Consider the following 18,048-nt stretch of genomic DNA (forward strand, 5'->3'; position numbering starts at 1 on the left):
CCCCCGCCGCGCGAACGTGTCCGAGCGCGTGCGGGGAGTCAATGCAAAGGGATTACCAGCAGGTGCTGGGGTGGGTGACGGGTAGGAGCCAGACGGGCGACAGGCACCACGGCGGCGCGAAGTGCGCTCCCCGTGCGCCGCCTTGGTGCAGCATGCACACGTCCGCGCACCTGCGCGTCAACACATCAGTTGGCAACGCCCGCTTGCGCCAGCATGGCGCGCAGCAGGACGTTGCATCCTGCCTCCAGATGGTCGGGGCGCGCGTCTTCGATTTCGTTGTGGCTGATGCCGTCCTTGCAGGGCACGAAGATCATGGCCGCGGGCGCCACACGGGCCACGTAGACGGCATCGTGCCCCGCCCCGCTGACCACGTTCATCGCCGACAAGCCCAGGTCGCGCGCGCCTTCGCGCACCGACTGCACCAAGGCAGGCGCGAACGGTTGCGGCGCAAAGTACACCACCTGCTCGATCTGCGCCGTGACGCCACGGCTGTCGGCCGCCGCATCCACCGCCGCGCGCAAGGCCGCGTCCATGGCCGAGAGCGTGGCGTCGTCGGCCGCGCGCAGGTCCACGGTCAGGCGCACGCGGCCGGGAATCACATTGCGCGAATTGGGGAACACATCCATCCAGCCCACCGTGGCACGCGCATCCGGCGCGTGCGCCAGGGCAATCTGGTTCACCGCCAGCACCAGCTCGGACGCCGCCAGCAAGGCATCGCGGCGCAGCGGCATGGGCGTGGGGCCAGCATGCGCCTCGACGCCCGTCAGCACCACGTCGTACCAGCGCTGGCCCAAGGCGGCGGTGACCACGCCGATGACCGTGTCGGCGGCTTCCAGCACGGGGCCTTGCTCAATGTGCGCCTCGAAGTAGGCGCCTACGTCATAGGCAGGGACGCCGTCCTGCCGCGCTGGCGGCACGGCAACCTGGCCCGCATAGCCGATGGCCTCCAGGGCCTGGCTGACGCTCACGCCCTCGCGGTCCTGCTGCGCCAGCGCATGCTGCAAGGTAAAGGCCCCGGCATACACGCCCGAGCCCATCATCACCGGCACAAAGCGCGAGCCCTCTTCATTGGTCCAGACAGCCAGTTCCAGCGGCGCCTCGGTCTGCACGCCATGGTCATTCAGCGTGCGCAGCACCTCCAGCCCGGCCAGCACGCCGTAGTTGCCATCGAACTTGCCGCCCGTGGGCTGGGTGTCGATGTGGCTGCCCGTCATGACGGCGGGCAAGTCGTTGTTGCGGCCCGGGCGGCGCGCGAAGATATTGCCGATGGCGTCCACGCGGACATCACAGCCGGCCTCTTGTACCCAACGCACGAACAGGTCGCGTCCCTGGCGGTCCAGGTCGGTCAGGGCCAGGCGGCACACGCCGCCTTTTTCCGTACCGCCAATCTGCGCCAGATCCATCAATGACTGCCATAGGCGCGCGCCATCCACGCGCAGGTCGGCCAGCGTTTCGGTAGCGGGGGCAAGGCTCATGGGGACTCCTGTTCAACAAGCAGCCGCGCAAGCTCGCGGCACGGGTTCTGGTTCGGACTCGCCCGATTCTGCTCTGTGTACCAGCGCCCTGCCAAGCCCCATTTACAAGACGTAGCCCTGGCCGTGTTCTTGCGTGAGGCTCTGCCGGTAGCTGGCGCAGCCCACCGCCAGCAGCAGCACGCACAGCACGGTGGCCCCGGCGATCAGCAGCGACAGCGATTGCCCTACCGCGCCGGGGTTGCCGAACAGCCGGTCGGTCAGCAAGGCGACAGCCGTGGTGCCCACGCCTAGACCGATCAAATTTGAGATCAGCAGGAACAGCGCCGAAACCTGCGCGCGAATCTGGTTGGGCGGCAGGATCTGCATCGCGGCGGTAGACGTCGGCATCGGAAACGAGGCGAAGAACATGGCGGGCAGCAGCAAGCCCACCGACAGCCACAAGCTGTCCACCTGCGTGAACGCCACCGCCGGCAGCGCCATGCCCACCGCGCCGATCACGCCCGCGCGCAACGGCGCGTCGCGATAGCCGCGCTTGGCCAGCCCGTCCATCAACCAGCCACCGCAGAAGACGCCGGCCGTGTTGGCCACCAGCACCACCACACCCAGCATGTAGCCGGCTTCCACGGGCGACATGCCGAAGCGGCGCATGTAGAACGCGGGCGTCCAGCTCAGCAGTGCGAACAGCACCATGGCGTAGAAAGAAAAGCCCAGGTAGTGGCAGAAGAACGTGCGCCGGTGCCGGCCCAGAAAGCGGAAGGTGTCGCGGATGCTGGGCTTTTGCGCCTGGCCGTCGGCGGCGCGGCGCAGGCCCAGGCGCTGCGGATCGCGCACGGTCAACACAATCAGCAGCGCCACCAGCAAGCCGGGCAAGCCCACGATAAAAAACGTGACCTGCCAGGGCCGCATCGCGCCCACCCAAGGAACCACCACGCTGTCCACGCTTTTCAGCAGGTTGATGACATAGCCGCCGATCAGGAAGGCCATGCCGCCGCCGATGAACGAACCTATCGAATAGACGCCCACCGCGCGGCCGAGCTTGTCGCGCGGGAACATGTCGCTAAGCATGGAATAGGTGGCGGGCGACAAGGCGGCCTCGCCCACGCCCACGCCGATGCGCGCCAGGAACATGTGGGCAAAACTGCGCGACAGGCCACAGGCGGCCGTCGCCAGGCTCCAGAACGCCACGCCGATCGCGATGATCTTGGGGCGCGAATAGCGGTCGGCCAGCAAGGCGATGGGAATGCCCATGACGGCGTAGAACAAGGAAAACGCCAGGCCGTGCAGCAGGCTGAACTGCGTGTCTGACAGTTGCAGATCGCGCTTGATGGGTTCGATCATCAGCGCCAGGATCTGCCGGTCGACGAAGGAAAATATGTACGCTAGCATGCATATCACCACGACGTACCACTCGTAGGCGTAGCGTCTTTTGGCCAGTGGCGGCAGGGTGGCGTCGGTCATGTTTTTTCCCTTGTCTTGTCCTTGTTCTGTCCATCGTTTGTAGGCCTTTGCGCCGCCGGACTCTATACGCCGCGCGCAACGGCTGTTCCCACCGCGCAGGAAAGCATGTTCAACGACACCTATCCGCTGAACCGACATTGCTTGCTGAACTCGGGCAACGCCGCCGAGGTCAAGGATCAGGTCAGCCAACACCTGTGGTCGCACCGCATGTGCGTCGCCCAGGGAAAACCCTTGCAGTCGCGGCTGTACGGCGTGTTCTTCGGCAACGCCGCGCTGTTCGATCTGCACTACGGCGCCGAAGTCGAGATCGATGCGGGCGACATCGCCAGCTATTACCTGATCCGTATCACGTTGCAAGGCTCGGGCCTGGTCACGCTGGGCAAGCGCAGCGCGGCCATGCAGGCGGGCAGCCTGACGATTTCGTCACCGTCCGAGCCCAGCATCATCAGCATCGGCCGCGACTGCCGCAACCTGATCCTGCGCGTGGAACGGCAGGCGCTTGAACATCAGTTGCAACGCCTGCTGGACCGGCCCATCAAGCACGCGCTGGTCTTCGACCTGGAAGTCGGCCCCAATTCCCCCGGCCTGGCCGCCGTGCGCGAAACGCTGGACTATCTTTGCCGGCTGTACCAGCACCCCGCCATTGATGGCGTGACGCAGACGCTGGCGGCGGGCTTTTCCGACTACCTGCTGGCCTTGCTGCTGACGCAACTGCCGCACAACTATTCCGACGCACTGCGCACCGACCACCGCCAGCCCTTGCCGCAGCACGTACGCCGCGCGCGCGACTACATCGAGACCCATGTCGATGAAGCGATTTCATTGGCTGACCTGGCGGCGCACTGTGGCGTATCCGTGCGCACGCTGCAAAACGGCTTCACGCAGTTTCTCAAGCAAAGCCCCAGCGACTACGTGCGCCACCAGCGCCTGACGCTGGTGCATGCCGCGCTGGAACAGGCCCGCGCGGGCGACAGCGTGACCGACATCCTGCTACGCCACGGCGTAACCAGCTTCGGCCATTTCGCCACGCACTACCGCAAGCGCTACGGATGTCTTCCATCAGACACCTTGCGCCAAAATCGTAGGATGGGTGAAGCGCGAGACGCCATCCAAAAAAATGGAAATGGAGATCGCGCGTAACCCATCGCGCGGAGGTGATGCTGTGGCTGAGGGGGTTAAGAATTCCATCGCTGCTTGATGGGTTGCGCGCGTTGCGCAGCATTGTTCTTTTTTAAGGATTCTCGCGCTTCACCCATCCTACGGCCATCCTTTTTCGCTGTTAGCCGCGCGCCGCATTTCCTTGCCGGATCTGAACGGCGCTTGCGCGTTTGGCGCAGCCCGCGCTCCGCGCCACCGCTAGGATCAAGCCTTCATCGAAGGAGCTTGATCATGCGAATCAGCGTCATAGGCGGCGGACATGGCTGCTACGCGGCAGCCGCCGAACTGGCCGAAAAAGGACACGAGGTGCGCTGGTGGCGCCGCGACGGCGCCGCCTTCCAGGGCTTGCGCGATGCCGGCGCGTTGACGGTCACCGACTATCGCGGCACGCGCCAGGTGCCGCTGGGTTCCGGCCCCGGCCATCTGGCGCTGACAGATGCCTTGCCTGACGCCGTGGCCGACGCGCAGGTGCTGGTCATCCCCCTGCCCTGCACCACCCACGACGCGCTCGCCGCCGCCTTGGCGCCGCTGCTGCAAGACGGCCAGGTGGTGTTCCTGCCGCCCGGCACGTTCGGCAGCTACCTTTTTGCGCGCGCGCAGAAAGACGCCGGCAACCCCGCCCGCGTCGCGTATGCGGAAACCGGCACCCTGCCCTACCTGGCGCGCAAACACGGCAACACGGTGGTGATCAGCGGGTACGCCACGCGCCTGCCCACCGGCGTGTTTCCCAGCCGCCTGACCGACAACGCGCTGGCGCTGCTGGGCCAGGCCTACCCCAGCATCGAACCCATCGAAGACGGACTGGCGGGCGCGCTGATGAACGCCGGCCCCATCATCCACCCGCCGCTCATCCTGATGAATGCCGGCCCCTTGGAACACTTCGACAAGTGGGACATCCATAACGAAGGCACGCAGCCCGCCATCCGCCGCGTGACCGACACGCTGGACGCCGAACGCGTGGCCATCCGCGAGGCGCTGGGCTACGGGGCGCCGCACTTTCCGCTGGCCGATCACTACGCCAGCCAAGGCGACGAATGGATGTACGGACGCGGCGCGCACGGCAAGCTGACCGACAGCGGCGACTGGCGCGAAACCATCGACCTGCACACGCACCGCTACATGCTGGAAGACACGCGGCTGGGGCTGTCGTTCCTGGTGTCCACCGGCCGCTGGGCAGACGTACCGACGCCGGTCGCGCAGGGCCTGCTGAATATCGCCAGCGCCATCACCGGCCGCGATCTTTACGCCGAAGGCCGCACACTGGAACGCCTGGGGCTGGACCGCTTGTCGCGTGCCGGCATGGCGGAATTGCTGGAACAGGGGTGCTGATCATGGAAGACAGAATCTGCGTGATCGGCGCCGGCCGCATGGGCGAAGGCATCACCTTGTCGTACGTGCATGCCGGCCGCGACGTGACGCTTATCGACATCAAGCCCAGAACGCCCGCCGAACAAGCCGAGCACCACGCGCGCGTGCTGGCCAACCTGCGGCGCGAACTGGGCACGCTAAGCCGCCTGGGTTTGCTGGATGCCGAGCAGGCCGACACCGCCATGCAGCGCGTGCGCCTGTGCGGGCGCGATGACGCCATTGCCGATCTTCAACACGCGCGCGTCGTCTTCGAAGCCGTGCCCGAACGCCTGGACGCCAAGCGCGACGCCTTCGCCTGGTTGGGGCAAGTCTGCGCGAAGGACGCCATCATCGCATCAACCACTTCCACGTTTCTGGTGACCGAGCTGGCGCAACTGGTGCACGGCCCCGAGCGCTTTCTGAACGCGCATTGGCTCAACCCGGCCTATCTGATTCCGCTGGTTGAAGTCAGCCGTGGACCGCGTACGGATGATGCCGCCTTGCAAGCCTTGCTGGACGTGCTACGCCAGGCCGGAAAGGTGCCCGTGCAGTGCGCGCCCTCGGCGGGCTACATCGTGCCGCGCATCCAGGCGCTGGCGATGAACGAAGCCGCCCGCATGGTCGAGGAAGGCGTGGCCAGCGCCGAGGACATCGACACGGCCGTGCGCCTGGGATTTGGATTGCGCTTTTCGGTGCTGGGCTTGCTGGAATTCATCGACTGGGGCGGCGGCGACATCCTGTACTACGCGTCGCGCTACCTTGAAGGCGAGATCGGCCCACGCTTCGCGTCGCCGGATGTCATCGCCCGCAACATGGAACAAGGCCGCAACGGGCTGCGCGATGGCAAAGGCTTTTACGACTATGCCGGCGTGGACGTGGACGCCTACAAGATGGAGCGCCTGGGGCAGCTGTGCAAGCGGCTGGAAGTGATGGGGCTATTGCCGCGCGCGGGTGGTGCGCGCCAGCCACCCCCTTAGCGCGCGTCCGCTTCAACTCAGCGCGCGTCCGCTTCAACTCAGCGCGCGTCCGCCTCAAGAATGCGATACGCCAGGCGCACGCGCGCCTCGTTCGGAATATTTCGATTGGCCAGGATCACCACGCCGACCTTCCTGGCAGGCACGAACGCCACGTAGGCGCCGAAGCCGTTGGTGGAACCGGTCTTGTTGATCCACACATCGGCGCGCGGCGACTGCGGCGGCGTCAAGGCCTTGGCCGGCTGGCTCTGGCTGTTCATCGTGCCCGCGTTGGCGGCCAACAGCGCGTCCAGCGTGACGGGGTACGCCAGTTGTTCCCACGCCAGGTCCTGCGTCATCGCGCCCACGTCGTAGTAAGCCACGTGCGTGTCCGCCAGCGCCTTGGCAATCACGGCATCACCAACAACGTCCTGGGCAATCTTCGCTTCGCGCGCGGCCTTCGCGCTGAATTCGCGCGGGGCAGACGCGACGCCCATGTTCGCATCCACAAAGCGGATCAGGTCGCTGGCGCTGGTCTTCACGCCGTACGCTTCGTCGGCCAGCACGCCCGGGTTCACGCGCACGGGCGCGTTCTGTTTGTTGTAGCCCTGCGCGTAGTCACCCATCTTGGCGGCCGGCACGTGGATGTATGTGTTGGACAAGCCCAGCCGGGGCAACAGCGTCTTCTCGATGGCTTGTGCATACGGCTCACCCAGGCTCTTGGCCGCCACCACGCCCAGCATGCCGATGCTGGGGTTGGCATAGGTGCGGTACGTGCCCGGCGCGTAGCGCGGCGTCCAGGCAGCCAGGTAGGCCATCAATTGTGCGTCGTCCGTCACCGCGTCCGGCACTTGCAGGGGAAAGCCGCCGCCCGTGTGCGTGCCCAGGTGTATCAGGTTCAGTTTGCCGAATGCCGTGCCCTGCAAGGCCGGCACGAAGCGCGCCGGGCTGTCGGACAGCGACAGCTTGCCCAGCGCCTGGGCATAGGTGGCCAAGGTGGCGGTAAAGGTCTTGCTGATGGAGCCCAGCTCGAACAATGTGTCGCGGCTGACGGGGGTGTGCGTTTGCAGCGAGGCCACGCCATAGTTGCGGAATTCATGCTGCCCTTCGCGGGTGACGGCGATGGCCAGGCCGGCCACGTCGTACTCCTGCATCAGCGCATGCACGGCGTCGTCGATATCGGCGCCAGCAGGCACCGGCTCGGCACGCGCGGGCTGGCCGGAGGTGGCGGATTGATCCGCCTTCGCAGGAGGCGAGCCCGCCTGCGCGCCGGACACGGCCATCAACGAAAACAGGGAGCAGCCGGCCACGGTGGCCAGGGCGTGCAAGACGGCGCGTCGCGCGGCGTGAAACATCATTCCTATCGTCCTCTCGGTTTGCGCCGCCCCATCAACGTGCGCGGCGCACGCGACATAGTACTAACCCTGAATCAATTACGACAGGAACTTGGCTATTCTCTACCCCGTCGATTCAAAACCGCGCAGAAGAGATTGGCCCTTGCGGCCAACGCCGACGGAGCAACCGCCCCGGAAACTCTCAGGCAACAGGACTGCGCGCGTCTAGACAATCTGGAGAGAGGCGCCGTGTGCGCCCACCGAAGGGGAACCCGCCGCAAAGCCGGCCGGGTGAAGCTCTCAGGTATCAAAGACAGATGGGGTGCCGCGTCCACATTGGGTGCGGCCACCCCCTCTGGAGCCACCATGCCCCGCATCGCCATCATTGGCGCCGGTATCACCGGCGTCACGTCCGCCTATGCCTTGTGCAAACTGGGATACCAGGTCACCGTCTACGACCGCCAGCGCTATCCCGCCATGGAAACGTCCTACGCCAACGGTGGCCAATTGTCCGCCAGCAACGCCGAAGTCTGGAACAGCACCGCGACCATTCTCAAAGGGCTGCGCTGGATGCTGCGCAAAAACGCGCCGCTGTTGCTGAACCCCCGGTTCAGTTGGCACAAGTATTCGTGGCTGGCGCAGTTCATGGGGCAAATTCCCAACTACCGCGACAACACCATCGCCACCACGCGCCTGGCCATCCAGGCGCGGCAACACCTGTTCGATATGGCCGAGGCCGAAGGCATTGACTTCGACCTGGAACGCCGAGGCATCTTGCACATCTACCACGATGCCGACAGCTTCAAGGCGGCACATCGCGCCAACGCGCTATTGCAAGCCGGCGGGCTGGACCGCTATGCGGTCACCGCCGACGAAGCCCGCGCCATCGAACCCACCCTGCAAAGCCAGTGCCACGGTGGCTTCTACACGCCGTCGGACGCCACCGGCGACATCCACAAGTTCACCCGAGGCCTGGCCCGCGCGTGCGAACGCCGTGGCGTGGCCTTCGTGCAAGACGCCGACATCGGCGCCATTCGCCCGCACAACGGCGGATACCGGCTGGAGGTACGGCGCAACGGCGGCGCCGAACGCGAACCGCACGAGGCCGACGCCATCGTGGTGTGCGCGGGATCCGCCAGCCGACAATTCGCCAAGCTGCTGGGCGACACGCTGAACATCTACCCGGTCAAGGGCTATTCGATCAGCGTGCACCTGGACGACGTCGACAGCCGCGCCGCCGCGCCCCGCGTCAGCTTGCTGGACGAAGCGGCAAAGATCGTCACCAGCCGCCTGGGCGACCGCTTCCGCGTGGCGGGCACGGCCGAGTTCAACGGCTTCAACCTGGACATCCGCGCCGAGCGCGTGCAACCCCTGATCGACTGGACCCGCCAGCATTTCCCCAACGTGATGACATCGCGCGTGGTGCCCTGGTGCGGCCTGCGCCCGATGACGCCCAACATGCTGCCGCGCGTCGGGCCGGGCAAGCGCCCGGGCGTGTTCTACAACACCGGGCATGGGCACCTGGGCTGGACCCTGTCGGCGGCCACCGCGCAAGTGCTGGCGGAAAGCGTCAGGACGGCGTTTTCTTCGTCACCAACAGCGCATACGGGTTGATGGCCCCGCCGTCATAAATTCCATAATGCAAATGCGGCGGCGTTCCTTGGGCATTCCCCGTATTGCCGACATAACCCAGCACGTCGCCCGGCGCCACCAATTGCCCGCGTTCAATGTCGGCGTAGCCGTCCAGATGCGCGTAGTAATGCCGTTGGCGGCCGGGGCCCAGCACCCACACCACCTGGCCGCCCAGGTTGTTGGTGCCCACCTGCATCACCACGCCTTCGGTGGTGGACAGCACGGGCGTGCCACGGGGCGCAAAGATGTCGATGCCCTCGTGGCGCCGGCCACCCGACCTGGCTGCGCCCCAGGTGTCGGCAAGGCGCGCGGCGGACACGCCCTGTACCGGCACAGGCAATGACGCCGGGGCTTGCTGCCAGGCAAGCCGCGCCATATGCCAGGGCGCGCGCGCCGCGTCGGGCAGGCGCGGCCAGGCCCAGACCGCCAGCGCGGCCAACAAGGAAAGTACGACGATGCGCTTGATGAAGCGCAAGACAGGGTTGGCGTTCATGAACCGTTCGACGCCGAGCGGGCGGAGGGGTTCCCCGGTGTGCGAAATGAACAGGGCGCTCGGCCCCCTACGCGAACACCAGGCACACAGGCGTGGGGGCCTGAGCCACCACCTGGGGGCTGCCCAGGCGGCCCGTCTTGGCATCGATGCCAAGACGCAGTATCGAATCGCCCTTCTGGTTCAGCGCGTACAAGGCTCCGCCATCCGGCGCCAGGGCCAACGCGCGCGGAAAACGCAGCCCCTCGGTCCAGAACTGCAGGGGCGTCAACGCGCCGTCCGCGCCGATGTCGAACACGGCAATGCTGTCGGCCTGCGGATGATCGTTCTGCACCCGGCGGGTTGAGACATACAAAAAGCGGCCGGACGGGTGGATAAGCAGCGCCGCCGCGTCGCCCGTGCCGGTAAAGCCCGAGGGCGTGGCCGGCACCGTGTGGCGCGGTTCAAGCACACGGCCCGCGATGACGTCATAACCATGGCACGACACGCTGGCATCAAGCTCGTTGACCACATACAGCAACGCGCCGTCGGGATGCAGCGCCAGGTGGCGCGGCCCGCTGCCTGGCGGCAGCTCGGTGCGTCCGGCAAGCGACAAGTCGCCGTCTTCAAACGTGAAAAGATTGATGCGGTCGCTGCCCAAATCAGTCGCCAGCACGCGCAGGCCGGTGGGGTCGAACAACACCATGTGCGGGTGCGCGGACTGCTGTTCGGGGCGAGGGCCCGAGCCGGTTTCCTTGACAATGCCCGACACCGCGCCCAGCGAGCCATCGCGGTGGATGGGCAGCACGTTGTAGGTGCCGCCCAGATACTGCGCGGTGACCAGATGCTTGCCATCCGGCGACACCGCCAGGTGGGCAGGCGCGGTGCTGGACAAGGACAGCGGCTGCCGGTTCAGCAAGCGCAGGCGGCCATCATCGGGATCAATGGCGTAGGCTTCCGCCGTGCCCCGGGGCAGCCCTTGCCAGAGTTCGATCTCGTTGATGGCGTACAGAAAACGCCGCGTCGGATGCATGGCGAGGTAGGACGGGTTGTCGCTTTCCATGACCTGGATCAGCCGCCAGCCCGCCTCGCGCACCGCAAACACCTGTATGCCCGCCGACGGCGGCCCGCCCGCCGTGCCGCCCGGCGCATCGTGCGTGTAGGTGCCCACATAGGCGAAGGCGGCGGCATCGCCACGGGATGCCGTGGCGCCCATCGCAGACAACCACGGCCCCGCCGCGCTCGCGGCCGACAAGCCGCCCGCAAGCTGGATAAAGGATCTGCGCGGCGCGCTGGCAAGGGTATTCATGGCAGGTTCCGGCTGGGCGTAGCGGGCGTCATCACGGGCGCACCGACATCGCATGGTGGAAGACATTGTTCGGATCGTAGCGGCGCTTGACCTGTTGCAGGAAAGGATAAAGCTCGCCCTTGCCGTAATACAACCGCGGCCACACGGCATACGCAAGCATGTCGCGGTCGGGGTAGTTGATGTAGCAGCCTTGATAGCGGTCCCCGGGATACGGCGTGCCCGCTACATCGCGTTCGGACGGCTCCGCCGGGTCGGCATACACGTCACGGTAGAAGTCCGTCATCCAGCGCAAATGAATGGCGTCCTGGTCAGCGTGGGTCCAGTAGCTTTGGTATTGCAGCTTCATGACCGATTCGCGCTGATGCACGGCGGTGTCGCGCAGGCGTTCGGGGCGGTTGATGGCGCCGCCATAGGAGTCCACTTGCAACAGCGACTGGCGCAGGTCGGCGCCGGGCATATCGCGAGTCAGGTGCACGTAAATGCGGGCGGCTTCATGCGCGCTGAAGTTGCGTTTCATATAGGCGGACTTGTATTTGCCACGTTGGTTTGGCCCAGAACCATTCAGCGTTTGCGTGGCCGTCAGCCAGTCGTAGCGAATGACGGTGTGAGGTTCGCTGCAGAGCAGGTCGCCGCCGATGCGCGGGCGCGGCAGGCCCGGCGTGGTGGGGCGCGCGGCCACCGGCGCGCAGGCGCGAAAGCGGTCCAGAAAGTCTTGCAGCACCGTCAGGTCTTGGCAGGTGCCGTCGGGGTTGCAGAACTGCACGATCATCACGATCTGCCCCGCCGCCTGATGCGTAAGCTTCAGCAAAGAGAACATGCCCCAGGTATCGGACTGCCTGCCCCGCGTTTCCCAATAGCTGCCGTAGATGTCCAGCAATTGCGCGAAGCGTCGGGGCGTCATGCCGGCCCAGTCGAACGCGACCGTGGCGATGGCCACTTCGCGCGGGGCCTGTGGCAGCGTGGCGAAACCATAGCTGGTGATCACGCCGAAGTTGCCGCCGCCCCCGCCGCGGCAGGCACGGAACAGGTCAGGGTCGCGCGTGGCGTTGACGGTGCGCGGCACGACGTTGCCGCCCGCGTCCACCGTCAGGATGTCGACCGCGCTCAGCCAGTCGCACGCCAGCCCTTGCAAGCGCGACAGCAGGCCGTAGCCGCCGCCTGTGATGTGGCCGCCCGCCCCCACCGAATAGCATGAACCGCCGGGCAAGGACACGCCATGGCGCTTGTACAGGTCTTGGTCGCCGTTCCAGTTTTGCGAACCAGCCGCAATGCGCAGCAGCCCGTCGGATGCGGGCGGCACGCGGTCCAGCAGGCTGAGGTCCAGGATGACGCCGTCGGGATTGTTCGAGACGAAGTCCTCGTAGCAATGGCCCCCGCTGCGTATCGTGGGGCGCTTGCCGTCGGCGACGATGCGGGTCAGGGCGCGGGCCGCATCCTCGGGCGTTTCACAGAGTTCGATGCGTGCGACGGCATCAGCAGGTTGAGCGGGCCACCGCAGGTTGAAGCCCTTTTTCAGGGTCTTGTAGCGGGGATCATCTTGCGTGACGCTGATGCTCATGTCGGCTTGCCTCCCGGGCCTGGGAGTCAGGCCGCGACGCATCAAGAATAGGCCGAGAGCGCCCCGAACATCTGTAAGAGAAGTCCGATTTTCTACTGATACCGTTCGCGATAGCCCACGGGCGACATGCCGCAATATTTATTGAAGATGTCGCGAAACGCCTTGGTGTCGTTGTAGCCCACTTCGTACATGACTTCGGCCACGCTCTTGCGCGAACTTTCCAGCCGCTTCTTGGCCGCTTCCACGCGCACGCGCTGCAGGTATTCCACGATGCTGTTGCCCGTGGCCTGGCGAAACCGCCGCTCCAGCGTGCGACGGCCCATGGCGTGGTGGCCGGCCAGCTCTTCCACGGTGATCTTTTCCGTGTAGCGGCCTTCGATGTAAGTCTGCACGGCGCGCACCACCTCGTCTGCGTGGGCCTTCTGGCCCATGAACACCGAAAACGGCAACTGGCTCTGGCGGCTCCAGTCCAGTTGGAAATACTTGGCGCACCAGATGGCGGTGTCGCGGTCGGTGTATTTTTCGATCAGGTGCAGCACCAGATGCGCCGCCGAAAACGCGCCGCCGCTGGTGTAGACGCCGTTCTCGGCCATGACCACGCGGTCGCTGATCCAGCGGACATTCGGAAACAGGCTGGCATACAGGTTCTGCGCCACCCAATGCACCACCGCCTGCTGTCCGTCCAGCACGCCGCCCGCGGCCAACAGCGCGGCGCCCACGCACAAACTGGCCACTTCGCCGCCATTGCGGTGATGCGTCGACAACCAATCGATCAACTCCCGGTTCGACAGCACCACGTCGGACACCGTGCCCAACAGGGGTGGAGCAATGCAGATGTCGATTTGCGGCGCGTCGGCCAGCACCAGGTCGGCCTGCACCTTGATGCGCCCCTCATCCAGGCTGACCTCGCGCGTGAGCGCCAGGGTGCGCACATGGAATTGGGGTTCGCGCCCTTGCGCGGCCAGGTAGTTATTGGCCACCAGGAAGCCGTGGCGCGCGGTTTCCAGGGACGCAATGTTGGTGCCCGTGGGCAGAAGAAACGCGACATTTTTCATGACGCTAAGCATACGCCCGGGCGTTGACGCAATCCACCCGCAAGAATGTCGCAATCCCCTATCTGAAAGCGGCGCCGATGCCGATAAAGTGGCGTCTACGGCTGTATGGCCGGACGGCGGCAGGCGCGACCAGCGGGCGCGCTCGCCGAACCAACCACAGCAACCAAAGGAGTGTGCGATGGAAGAATACGTAGACGGTTTCTTGCTGCCGGTGCCCAAGGCCAACCTGGCCGACTACAAGAAGATGGCGGAACAGGCCAAGGTGGTCTGGCTGGACCATGGCGCGCTGGATTACCGCGAATGCGTGGCCGATGGACCGGGTGGCGAAAACATGCGGTCGTTTGCCGAAGCGGCCGGCGTCAAGGACGGCGAAACGGTGGTCTTCGCCTGGATCCTGTATGCCAGCAAGGCCGACCGCGACCGCATCAACCCGTTGGTCATGGCCGACCCCCGCCTGGCCAATATGAGCGGTTGCGAAAACGTGTTCGATTTCAAGCGGATGTGCTGGGGCGGATTCAGCACCTTGGTAAGCAAATAAAAAAAATGGCGCGGCGTGTCGATATCGACACCGCCCGTTCGTCGTATAGACAGGACAAGCCGGCACGCCACGCGCGGCGGTGCTCCGTCCCCAACCCATCACCTCACCTATCTGGAGACTGACCATGGCCACGCCCGCCACCACACCCATTCCCGCCGGCATGCACACGCTGACCGCCCACATCATCTGCGAGGGCGCCGCCGACGCCATCGCCTTCTACAAGAAAGCCTTCAACGCCGAAGAGCTGGCGCGCTTGCCCGGCCCGGGCGGCAAGATCATGCACGCGGCTGTGCGCATCGGCGATTCCGTGCTGATGCTGATGGATGATTTTGCCGAATGGGGCAGCCTGGGGCCGAAGGCGCTGAAAGGCACGCCCGTCACGCTGCACCTGTACGTGAAGGACGTGGACGCCGCGATGAAGCAAGCGGTGGACGCCGGCGCCACCCTGGCGATGCCCGCCGAAGATATGTTCTGGGGCGACCGGTACGGCCAGGTGGTGGACCCGTTTGGCCACCGCTGGTCCATCGCCACGCACCAGTTCGACTACACGCCCGAAGAAATCCAGCAAAACATGGCCAAGATGGGCGAGATGTCGGGTTGCGGCGACGCCAACAAAAAGTAAACCTACGCGGCGGGCGGCGGGCCCGCCGGTCTGCATGGCCTGCGTTTGCCCTGCGCCTGGCCGCCGCTTATTGCGAGTACGGCCCCAGGAAATCCAGCTTGCCGATCTTTACGCCCGCATGGCGCAGAATCGCGTAGGCGGTCGTCACGTGGAAATAGAAGTTCGGCAGCGCGAAGCTCAGCAGATAGGTGTCGCCCTTGAACTCGGGTTTGAAGTCGCCGAAGTTGATGACGATCTGTCGGTCTTCGGCGCCGTCGAACTGCTCGGGCGTCACGCATTGCAGGTAGGCGATCGTGTCCTGGATGCGTTGCTGCAATTGCGCAAACGTGGTTTCTTCATCGGGAAACTTGGGTGCTTGACCCTGCGACAAGCGCTGCACGGCGAACTTGGCCGCATCGCTGGCGCGCTGGATCTGGCCCGACAAGGGGTACATGTCGGGCGCCAGGCGCGCGTTGACGAGGTCGGCGGGGTCGGTGCCCGCTGCTTCGGCATGGGCAAGGCCTTTTTCCAGCAGGCTGGCCAGCACGGTCAGGCCTCGGATGAGCACGGGCACGGAGGCCTGATAAACAGAAAGCGTCATGGCGGGAAGTTCCAAAGGGGTTCGTCTGGTGGGCGCGCGCGGAATGCAGCCAGCGCCAGGGATGCGGCGATGTTACTGCCACCGGGTGCCATTTCCCTGGCGCCCGGCCTCGACATATCCGTTCCCAAAATCGGAACAATCCTGCCTAGGGTTTGGAGCGACCCGCCCCCACGCGGCGCAAGCCCTGGAAGAAGCGCCACACCAGCGCCGACGCATCCGGCCCACCCCGGGCATGGTACTTCACTGAGGCATCTCCTCCGCTCCAGGCATGCTCCAGGCGCGTGATCTCACATAGGCGCAGCACGGTTTTTCGGCCGCGCAGCAAATCCACACGGCGATACGCCTTGTCAGTGCCCAAGCCCAGCACACGTTCAATTGGCACGTCTTCCGGGCGTGGGGCGTTCAGCGCGCGGAACTGCTCGAACAGTTGCTTGGCGTTGCGCGGCGCCACCGCCGGGTCCAGTTGGCCCTGAAGAATCAGCGCGGGCATGCCCAGTTGAAACACGGCGGGGTCTGACACGCTTGCCAGCAGCGGCAGCAAGGGCTTGACCGAACCGCGGCGCATGGTGCTGATGCCGGCCGTGGCACTGTGGGCGTCGCCCACCACCGGCCCCGAGTGCATTGCCACCGCCGCGATCATCGACGGATGGCGCAAGGCCACCAAGGCCGCCATGCCCGCGCCCGCGGACAGGCCAGCCACATAGACCCGCTCGGGGTCCAGGCCGTGCCGCGCAACTTCAGACTGGATCAGCGCCGCGATCAAATCGGCCTCGGCACCGCCGTGCGCGTCGTCGGGCTGGAACCAGCGCCAACAGCGCTGCACCTGGCGCGTCATGGACTGCTGCGGGTACAGCACCATGAAGCCCCCCGCGTCCGCCCATTGGTTCATGCGCGTGCCCCGCGCGAAGGCCAGCGCGGTCTGGCGGCAGCCATGCAGCATCACCACCAAGGGCATGCCCGTGGGCGGCGCGGAAGCCGGGGTATAGCGCGCAAAGCTAAGTTGACGCCCCTGGCCATCGGAAAATCGCCGGGAGCCTTCCCAGCGCCCGCTACCCAGCGACGGGGTTACGGGTTGACGTGGGGTGGCCGTGGCCGGCGCTGCCTTGGCCGCCGCCTTGCGCGCCGACGTGGCCCGCTTGCGGGCGGGCTTGGGCGTCGCCATGCGCATCGCCGTGCGTTGCAGCTTGCTCAGCTTCTTTGCCGCTTTGAAAAACAGATTGGTAAAACTGCGCGCCATTGGTAGGCCTCGGCCAGTAAACCTGCTAGAACCTCCCGGCCAGGCCGGGGCCGCCCGTCAGCCATTGCAAACGGGACACCAACGCGACCGCGATGGTCAGAACGCTAAGAGTATCTGTTGCGCTGACGCCGATGCGCCAACGCGGGTGCGAGCCCAGGAAAAAGAACAAGGCGTTCGCCTCTGCGGGCGGTTGGAACAGCCGCATGAAATGTATCACAGGGTTACTGCGGAGTAAGTCGCTTCCGGTTGATCACGTGCGCTGGGCTTGCACAATATCAAGCGCGACCCGCATCCCCCGTGCCCACCACCCCGACAACCATTGAGCCCGCCGCCCAAAGCGCTTATGGTTGTAGCCTTGCATCAATAAGACGTATTCATGTTTCCCAACGACCGCCCCCAAACCTTCGGCGAAGAAATCGCCAACACCATCAGCCACGGCATTGGCGCCGTGGGCGCTGTGGCCGCCGCGCCCATCCTGATCGTGGCCGCCGTGCGTCAGGGGGATGCCGCCTTCATCGCGGCGGCGGCGGTGTTCGCCGCGTCGATGTGTTTGCTGTATCTGGCATCCACGATTTATCACGCCTTGCCGCTGTGCCGGGCCAAGCAGATCTTCAACGTGCTGGACCACTCGGCCATCTACCTGCTGATTGCCGGCACCTATACGCCGTTTGCCTTGGGCGCCCTGCGTGGGCCTTGGGGCTGGACCTTGTTCGGGCTGGTGTGGGCGATGGCGTTGCTGGGTGTGGGGTTGAAGGCCAGCAAGCGGCTGAATCGCCCTGCCCTGTCCACCGGACTGTACCTGGCCATGGGGTGGTTGGTGATCATCGCGGTCAAACCGCTGATCGAAAGCGTGCCCTCGGGCGGGCTGGCCTGGCTGGTGGCGGGCGGGCTGGCGTATACGGGCGGCGTGGTGTTCTTCGTTTTCGACAACCGCTGGCGCTACAGCCATTTCATCTGGCATCTGTTTGTGCTGGCGGGCACGGTCTGCCACTTTTTCGCGGTGCTCTGGTACGCGGCCTGAGCTTTACGCAACGCCGCCACGAGGCGTCCCGGCCCTAGCGATGCCGCAGGTAGTCAGTGGGCGCGCGCCCCAGCACGCGGCGGAACATCGTTGAGAAAGCGGCGGGGCTTTGGTAGCCGAAGTCCAGCGCAATCGCGGTGACCGAGCCGCCAGCCGCCAGGCGGGCCAGCGCCAAGACCACGCAAGCGCGTTGGCGCCATTGCGCAAACGCCATTCCCGTCTGCTGACGGAAATATCGGCTAAACGTGCGCGGGCTCATGTGCAGCCGGTCAGCCCAGGTTTGCGGCGGCATGCGCGCATCC

At 65.7% G+C, this 18,048-nt stretch carries 17 protein-coding genes and 1 riboswitch; of the genes, 7 read left to right on the plus strand and 10 right to left on the minus strand.

The genetic code is table 11. The annotated features are described in order from the left end of the window. Window positions 1-185: 185 nt before the first annotated feature. Window positions 186-1,475, minus strand: coding sequence for a Zn-dependent hydrolase (locus ELS24_RS19440; RefSeq protein WP_127185081.1), 1,290 nt, complete (start codon window positions 1,473-1,475; stop codon window positions 186-188). A gap of 102 nt (window positions 1,476-1,577) precedes the next feature. Further along, window positions 1,578-2,933 carry a spinster family MFS transporter gene (locus ELS24_RS19445; RefSeq protein ID WP_127185082.1) on the minus strand — a complete coding sequence of 452 codons (1,356 nt, stop codon included), beginning with the start codon at window positions 2,931-2,933 and terminating at the stop codon, window positions 1,578-1,580. Between the two features lie 105 nt (window positions 2,934-3,038). On the opposite strand from ELS24_RS19445, the gene ELS24_RS19450 reads away from it, so the two are divergent. From ELS24_RS19450 to ELS24_RS19460, 3 genes are all read left to right on the plus strand, one after another. Beyond that, on the plus strand, window positions 3,039-4,073 hold the full coding sequence (locus ELS24_RS19450; protein WP_127185083.1) for a helix-turn-helix domain-containing protein: 1,035 nt from the start codon (window positions 3,039-3,041) through the stop codon (window positions 4,071-4,073). Between the two features lie 249 nt (window positions 4,074-4,322). Continuing rightward, the gene (locus ELS24_RS19455) at window positions 4,323-5,420 is read left to right on the plus strand and encodes an NAD/NADP-dependent octopine/nopaline dehydrogenase family protein (RefSeq protein WP_127185084.1); all 1,098 of its coding nucleotides are present in this window, start codon (window positions 4,323-4,325) and stop codon (window positions 5,418-5,420) included. 2 nt (window positions 5,421-5,422) lie between these two features. Continuing rightward, on the plus strand, window positions 5,423-6,415 hold the full coding sequence (locus ELS24_RS19460; RefSeq protein ID WP_127185085.1) for a 3-hydroxybutyryl-CoA dehydrogenase: 993 nt from the start codon (window positions 5,423-5,425) through the stop codon (window positions 6,413-6,415). 38 nt (window positions 6,416-6,453) lie between these two features. Here ELS24_RS19460 and ampC read toward each other — a convergent pair whose 3' ends face one another. Continuing rightward, a complete protein-coding gene (ampC, locus tag ELS24_RS19465; protein ID WP_164741367.1) occupies window positions 6,454-7,674 on the minus strand; it encodes a class C beta-lactamase in 1,221 nt (406 codons plus the stop codon). Window positions 7,675-7,862: 188 nt separating this feature from the next. Further along, a riboswitch (glycine riboswitch) is annotated at window positions 7,863-7,953 on the plus strand. A gap of 138 nt (window positions 7,954-8,091) precedes the next feature. On the opposite strand from ampC, the gene ELS24_RS19470 reads away from it, so the two are divergent. Then, a complete protein-coding gene (locus ELS24_RS19470; protein ID WP_127185086.1) occupies window positions 8,092-9,339 on the plus strand; it encodes a D-amino acid dehydrogenase in 1,248 nt (415 codons plus the stop codon). On the opposite strand, the gene ELS24_RS19475 is transcribed toward ELS24_RS19470, so the two are convergent. From ELS24_RS19475 to ELS24_RS19490, 4 genes are all read right to left on the minus strand, one after another. After that, entirely contained in the window at window positions 9,296-9,850 is a 555-nt protein-coding gene (locus ELS24_RS19475; protein WP_127185087.1) for a M23 family metallopeptidase, read from the minus strand. The genes ELS24_RS19470 and ELS24_RS19475 overlap by 44 nt on opposite strands. A 67-nt stretch (window positions 9,851-9,917) precedes the next feature. Beyond that, window positions 9,918-11,135, minus strand: a complete 1,218-nt coding sequence (locus ELS24_RS19480) for a lactonase family protein (RefSeq protein ID WP_127185088.1) — start codon at window positions 11,133-11,135, stop codon at window positions 9,918-9,920. Between the two features lie 31 nt (window positions 11,136-11,166). Then, window positions 11,167-12,693, minus strand: coding sequence for a BBE domain-containing protein (locus ELS24_RS19485; RefSeq protein WP_127185089.1), 1,527 nt, complete (start codon window positions 12,691-12,693; stop codon window positions 11,167-11,169). A gap of 92 nt (window positions 12,694-12,785) precedes the next feature. Beyond that, window positions 12,786-13,760 (minus strand): GlxA family transcriptional regulator, encoded by a 975-nt coding sequence (locus tag ELS24_RS19490; RefSeq protein WP_050445053.1) that lies wholly within the window; start codon window positions 13,758-13,760, stop codon window positions 12,786-12,788. Window positions 13,761-13,926: 166 nt separating this feature from the next. Here ELS24_RS19490 and ELS24_RS19495 point away from each other — a divergent pair, with 166 nt between their 5' ends. Further along, entirely contained in the window at window positions 13,927-14,286 is a 360-nt protein-coding gene (locus ELS24_RS19495) for a DUF1428 domain-containing protein (protein ID WP_050445052.1), read from the plus strand. A 124-nt stretch (window positions 14,287-14,410) separates the two neighbouring features. Next, window positions 14,411-14,908, plus strand: a complete 498-nt coding sequence (locus tag ELS24_RS19500; protein ID WP_127185090.1) for a VOC family protein — start codon at window positions 14,411-14,413, stop codon at window positions 14,906-14,908. Window positions 14,909-14,975: 67 nt separating this feature from the next. Here ELS24_RS19500 and ELS24_RS19505 read toward each other — a convergent pair whose 3' ends face one another. After that, window positions 14,976-15,488: a DUF1993 domain-containing protein gene (locus ELS24_RS19505; RefSeq protein ID WP_127185091.1), complete on the minus strand. Its 513-nt coding sequence runs from the start codon at window positions 15,486-15,488 to the stop codon at window positions 14,976-14,978. 145 nt (window positions 15,489-15,633) lie between these two features. Continuing rightward, a complete protein-coding gene (locus ELS24_RS19510) occupies window positions 15,634-16,725 on the minus strand; it encodes an extracellular catalytic domain type 1 short-chain-length polyhydroxyalkanoate depolymerase (protein WP_127185092.1) in 1,092 nt (363 codons plus the stop codon). Window positions 16,726-17,101: 376 nt separating this feature from the next. On the opposite strand from ELS24_RS19510, the gene trhA reads away from it, so the two are divergent. Continuing rightward, on the plus strand, window positions 17,102-17,746 hold the full coding sequence (gene trhA / locus ELS24_RS19515) for a PAQR family membrane homeostasis protein TrhA (protein ID WP_127185093.1): 645 nt from the start codon (window positions 17,102-17,104) through the stop codon (window positions 17,744-17,746). A 34-nt stretch (window positions 17,747-17,780) separates the two neighbouring features. Here the strand turns inward: trhA and ELS24_RS19520 are convergent, their stop codons facing one another. Continuing rightward, window positions 17,781-18,038, minus strand: a complete 258-nt coding sequence (locus ELS24_RS19520) for a helix-turn-helix domain-containing protein (protein WP_240669338.1) — start codon at window positions 18,036-18,038, stop codon at window positions 17,781-17,783. Window positions 18,039-18,048 lie beyond the last annotated feature (10 nt).

The organism is Achromobacter spanius (assembly GCF_003994415.1).
GTDB lineage: Bacteria > Pseudomonadota > Gammaproteobacteria > Burkholderiales > Burkholderiaceae_B > Achromobacter > Achromobacter spanius_C.

Bases quoted from the DNA above. Each gene is read 5' to 3' on its own strand.
- ELS24_RS19510 (WP_127185092.1), bottom strand. From the start codon at position 16,725: ATGGCGCGCAGTTTTACCAATCTGTTTTTCAAAGCGGCAAAGAAGCTG.
- ELS24_RS19520 (WP_240669338.1), bottom strand. From the start codon at position 18,038: ATGCCGCCGCAAACCTGGGCTGACCGGCTGCACATGAGCCCGCGCACG.
- ELS24_RS19500 (WP_127185090.1), top strand. From the start codon at position 14,411: ATGGCCACGCCCGCCACCACACCCATTCCCGCCGGCATGCACACGCTG.
- ELS24_RS19495 (WP_050445052.1), top strand. From the start codon at position 13,927: ATGGAAGAATACGTAGACGGTTTCTTGCTGCCGGTGCCCAAGGCCAAC.
- ELS24_RS19445 (WP_127185082.1), bottom strand. From the start codon at position 2,933: ATGACCGACGCCACCCTGCCGCCACTGGCCAAAAGACGCTACGCCTAC.
- ELS24_RS19455 (WP_127185084.1), top strand. From the start codon at position 4,323: ATGCGAATCAGCGTCATAGGCGGCGGACATGGCTGCTACGCGGCAGCC.
- ELS24_RS19475 (WP_127185087.1), bottom strand. From the start codon at position 9,850: ATGAACGCCAACCCTGTCTTGCGCTTCATCAAGCGCATCGTCGTACTT.
- ELS24_RS19460 (WP_127185085.1), top strand. From the start codon at position 5,423: ATGGAAGACAGAATCTGCGTGATCGGCGCCGGCCGCATGGGCGAAGGC.
- ELS24_RS19450 (WP_127185083.1), top strand. From the start codon at position 3,039: ATGTTCAACGACACCTATCCGCTGAACCGACATTGCTTGCTGAACTCG.
- ELS24_RS19440 (WP_127185081.1), bottom strand. From the start codon at position 1,475: ATGAGCCTTGCCCCCGCTACCGAAACGCTGGCCGACCTGCGCGTGGAT.
- ELS24_RS19480 (WP_127185088.1), bottom strand. From the start codon at position 11,135: ATGAATACCCTTGCCAGCGCGCCGCGCAGATCCTTTATCCAGCTTGCG.
- trhA (WP_127185093.1), top strand. From the start codon at position 17,102: ATGTTTCCCAACGACCGCCCCCAAACCTTCGGCGAAGAAATCGCCAAC.
- ELS24_RS19485 (WP_127185089.1), bottom strand. From the start codon at position 12,693: ATGAGCATCAGCGTCACGCAAGATGATCCCCGCTACAAGACCCTGAAA.
- ampC (WP_164741367.1), bottom strand. From the start codon at position 7,674: ATGGCCGTGTCCGGCGCGCAGGCGGGCTCGCCTCCTGCGAAGGCGGAT.
- ELS24_RS19505 (WP_127185091.1), bottom strand. From the start codon at position 15,488: ATGACGCTTTCTGTTTATCAGGCCTCCGTGCCCGTGCTCATCCGAGGC.
- ELS24_RS19490 (WP_050445053.1), bottom strand. From the start codon at position 13,760: ATGCTTAGCGTCATGAAAAATGTCGCGTTTCTTCTGCCCACGGGCACC.
- ELS24_RS19470 (WP_127185086.1), top strand. From the start codon at position 8,092: ATGCCCCGCATCGCCATCATTGGCGCCGGTATCACCGGCGTCACGTCC.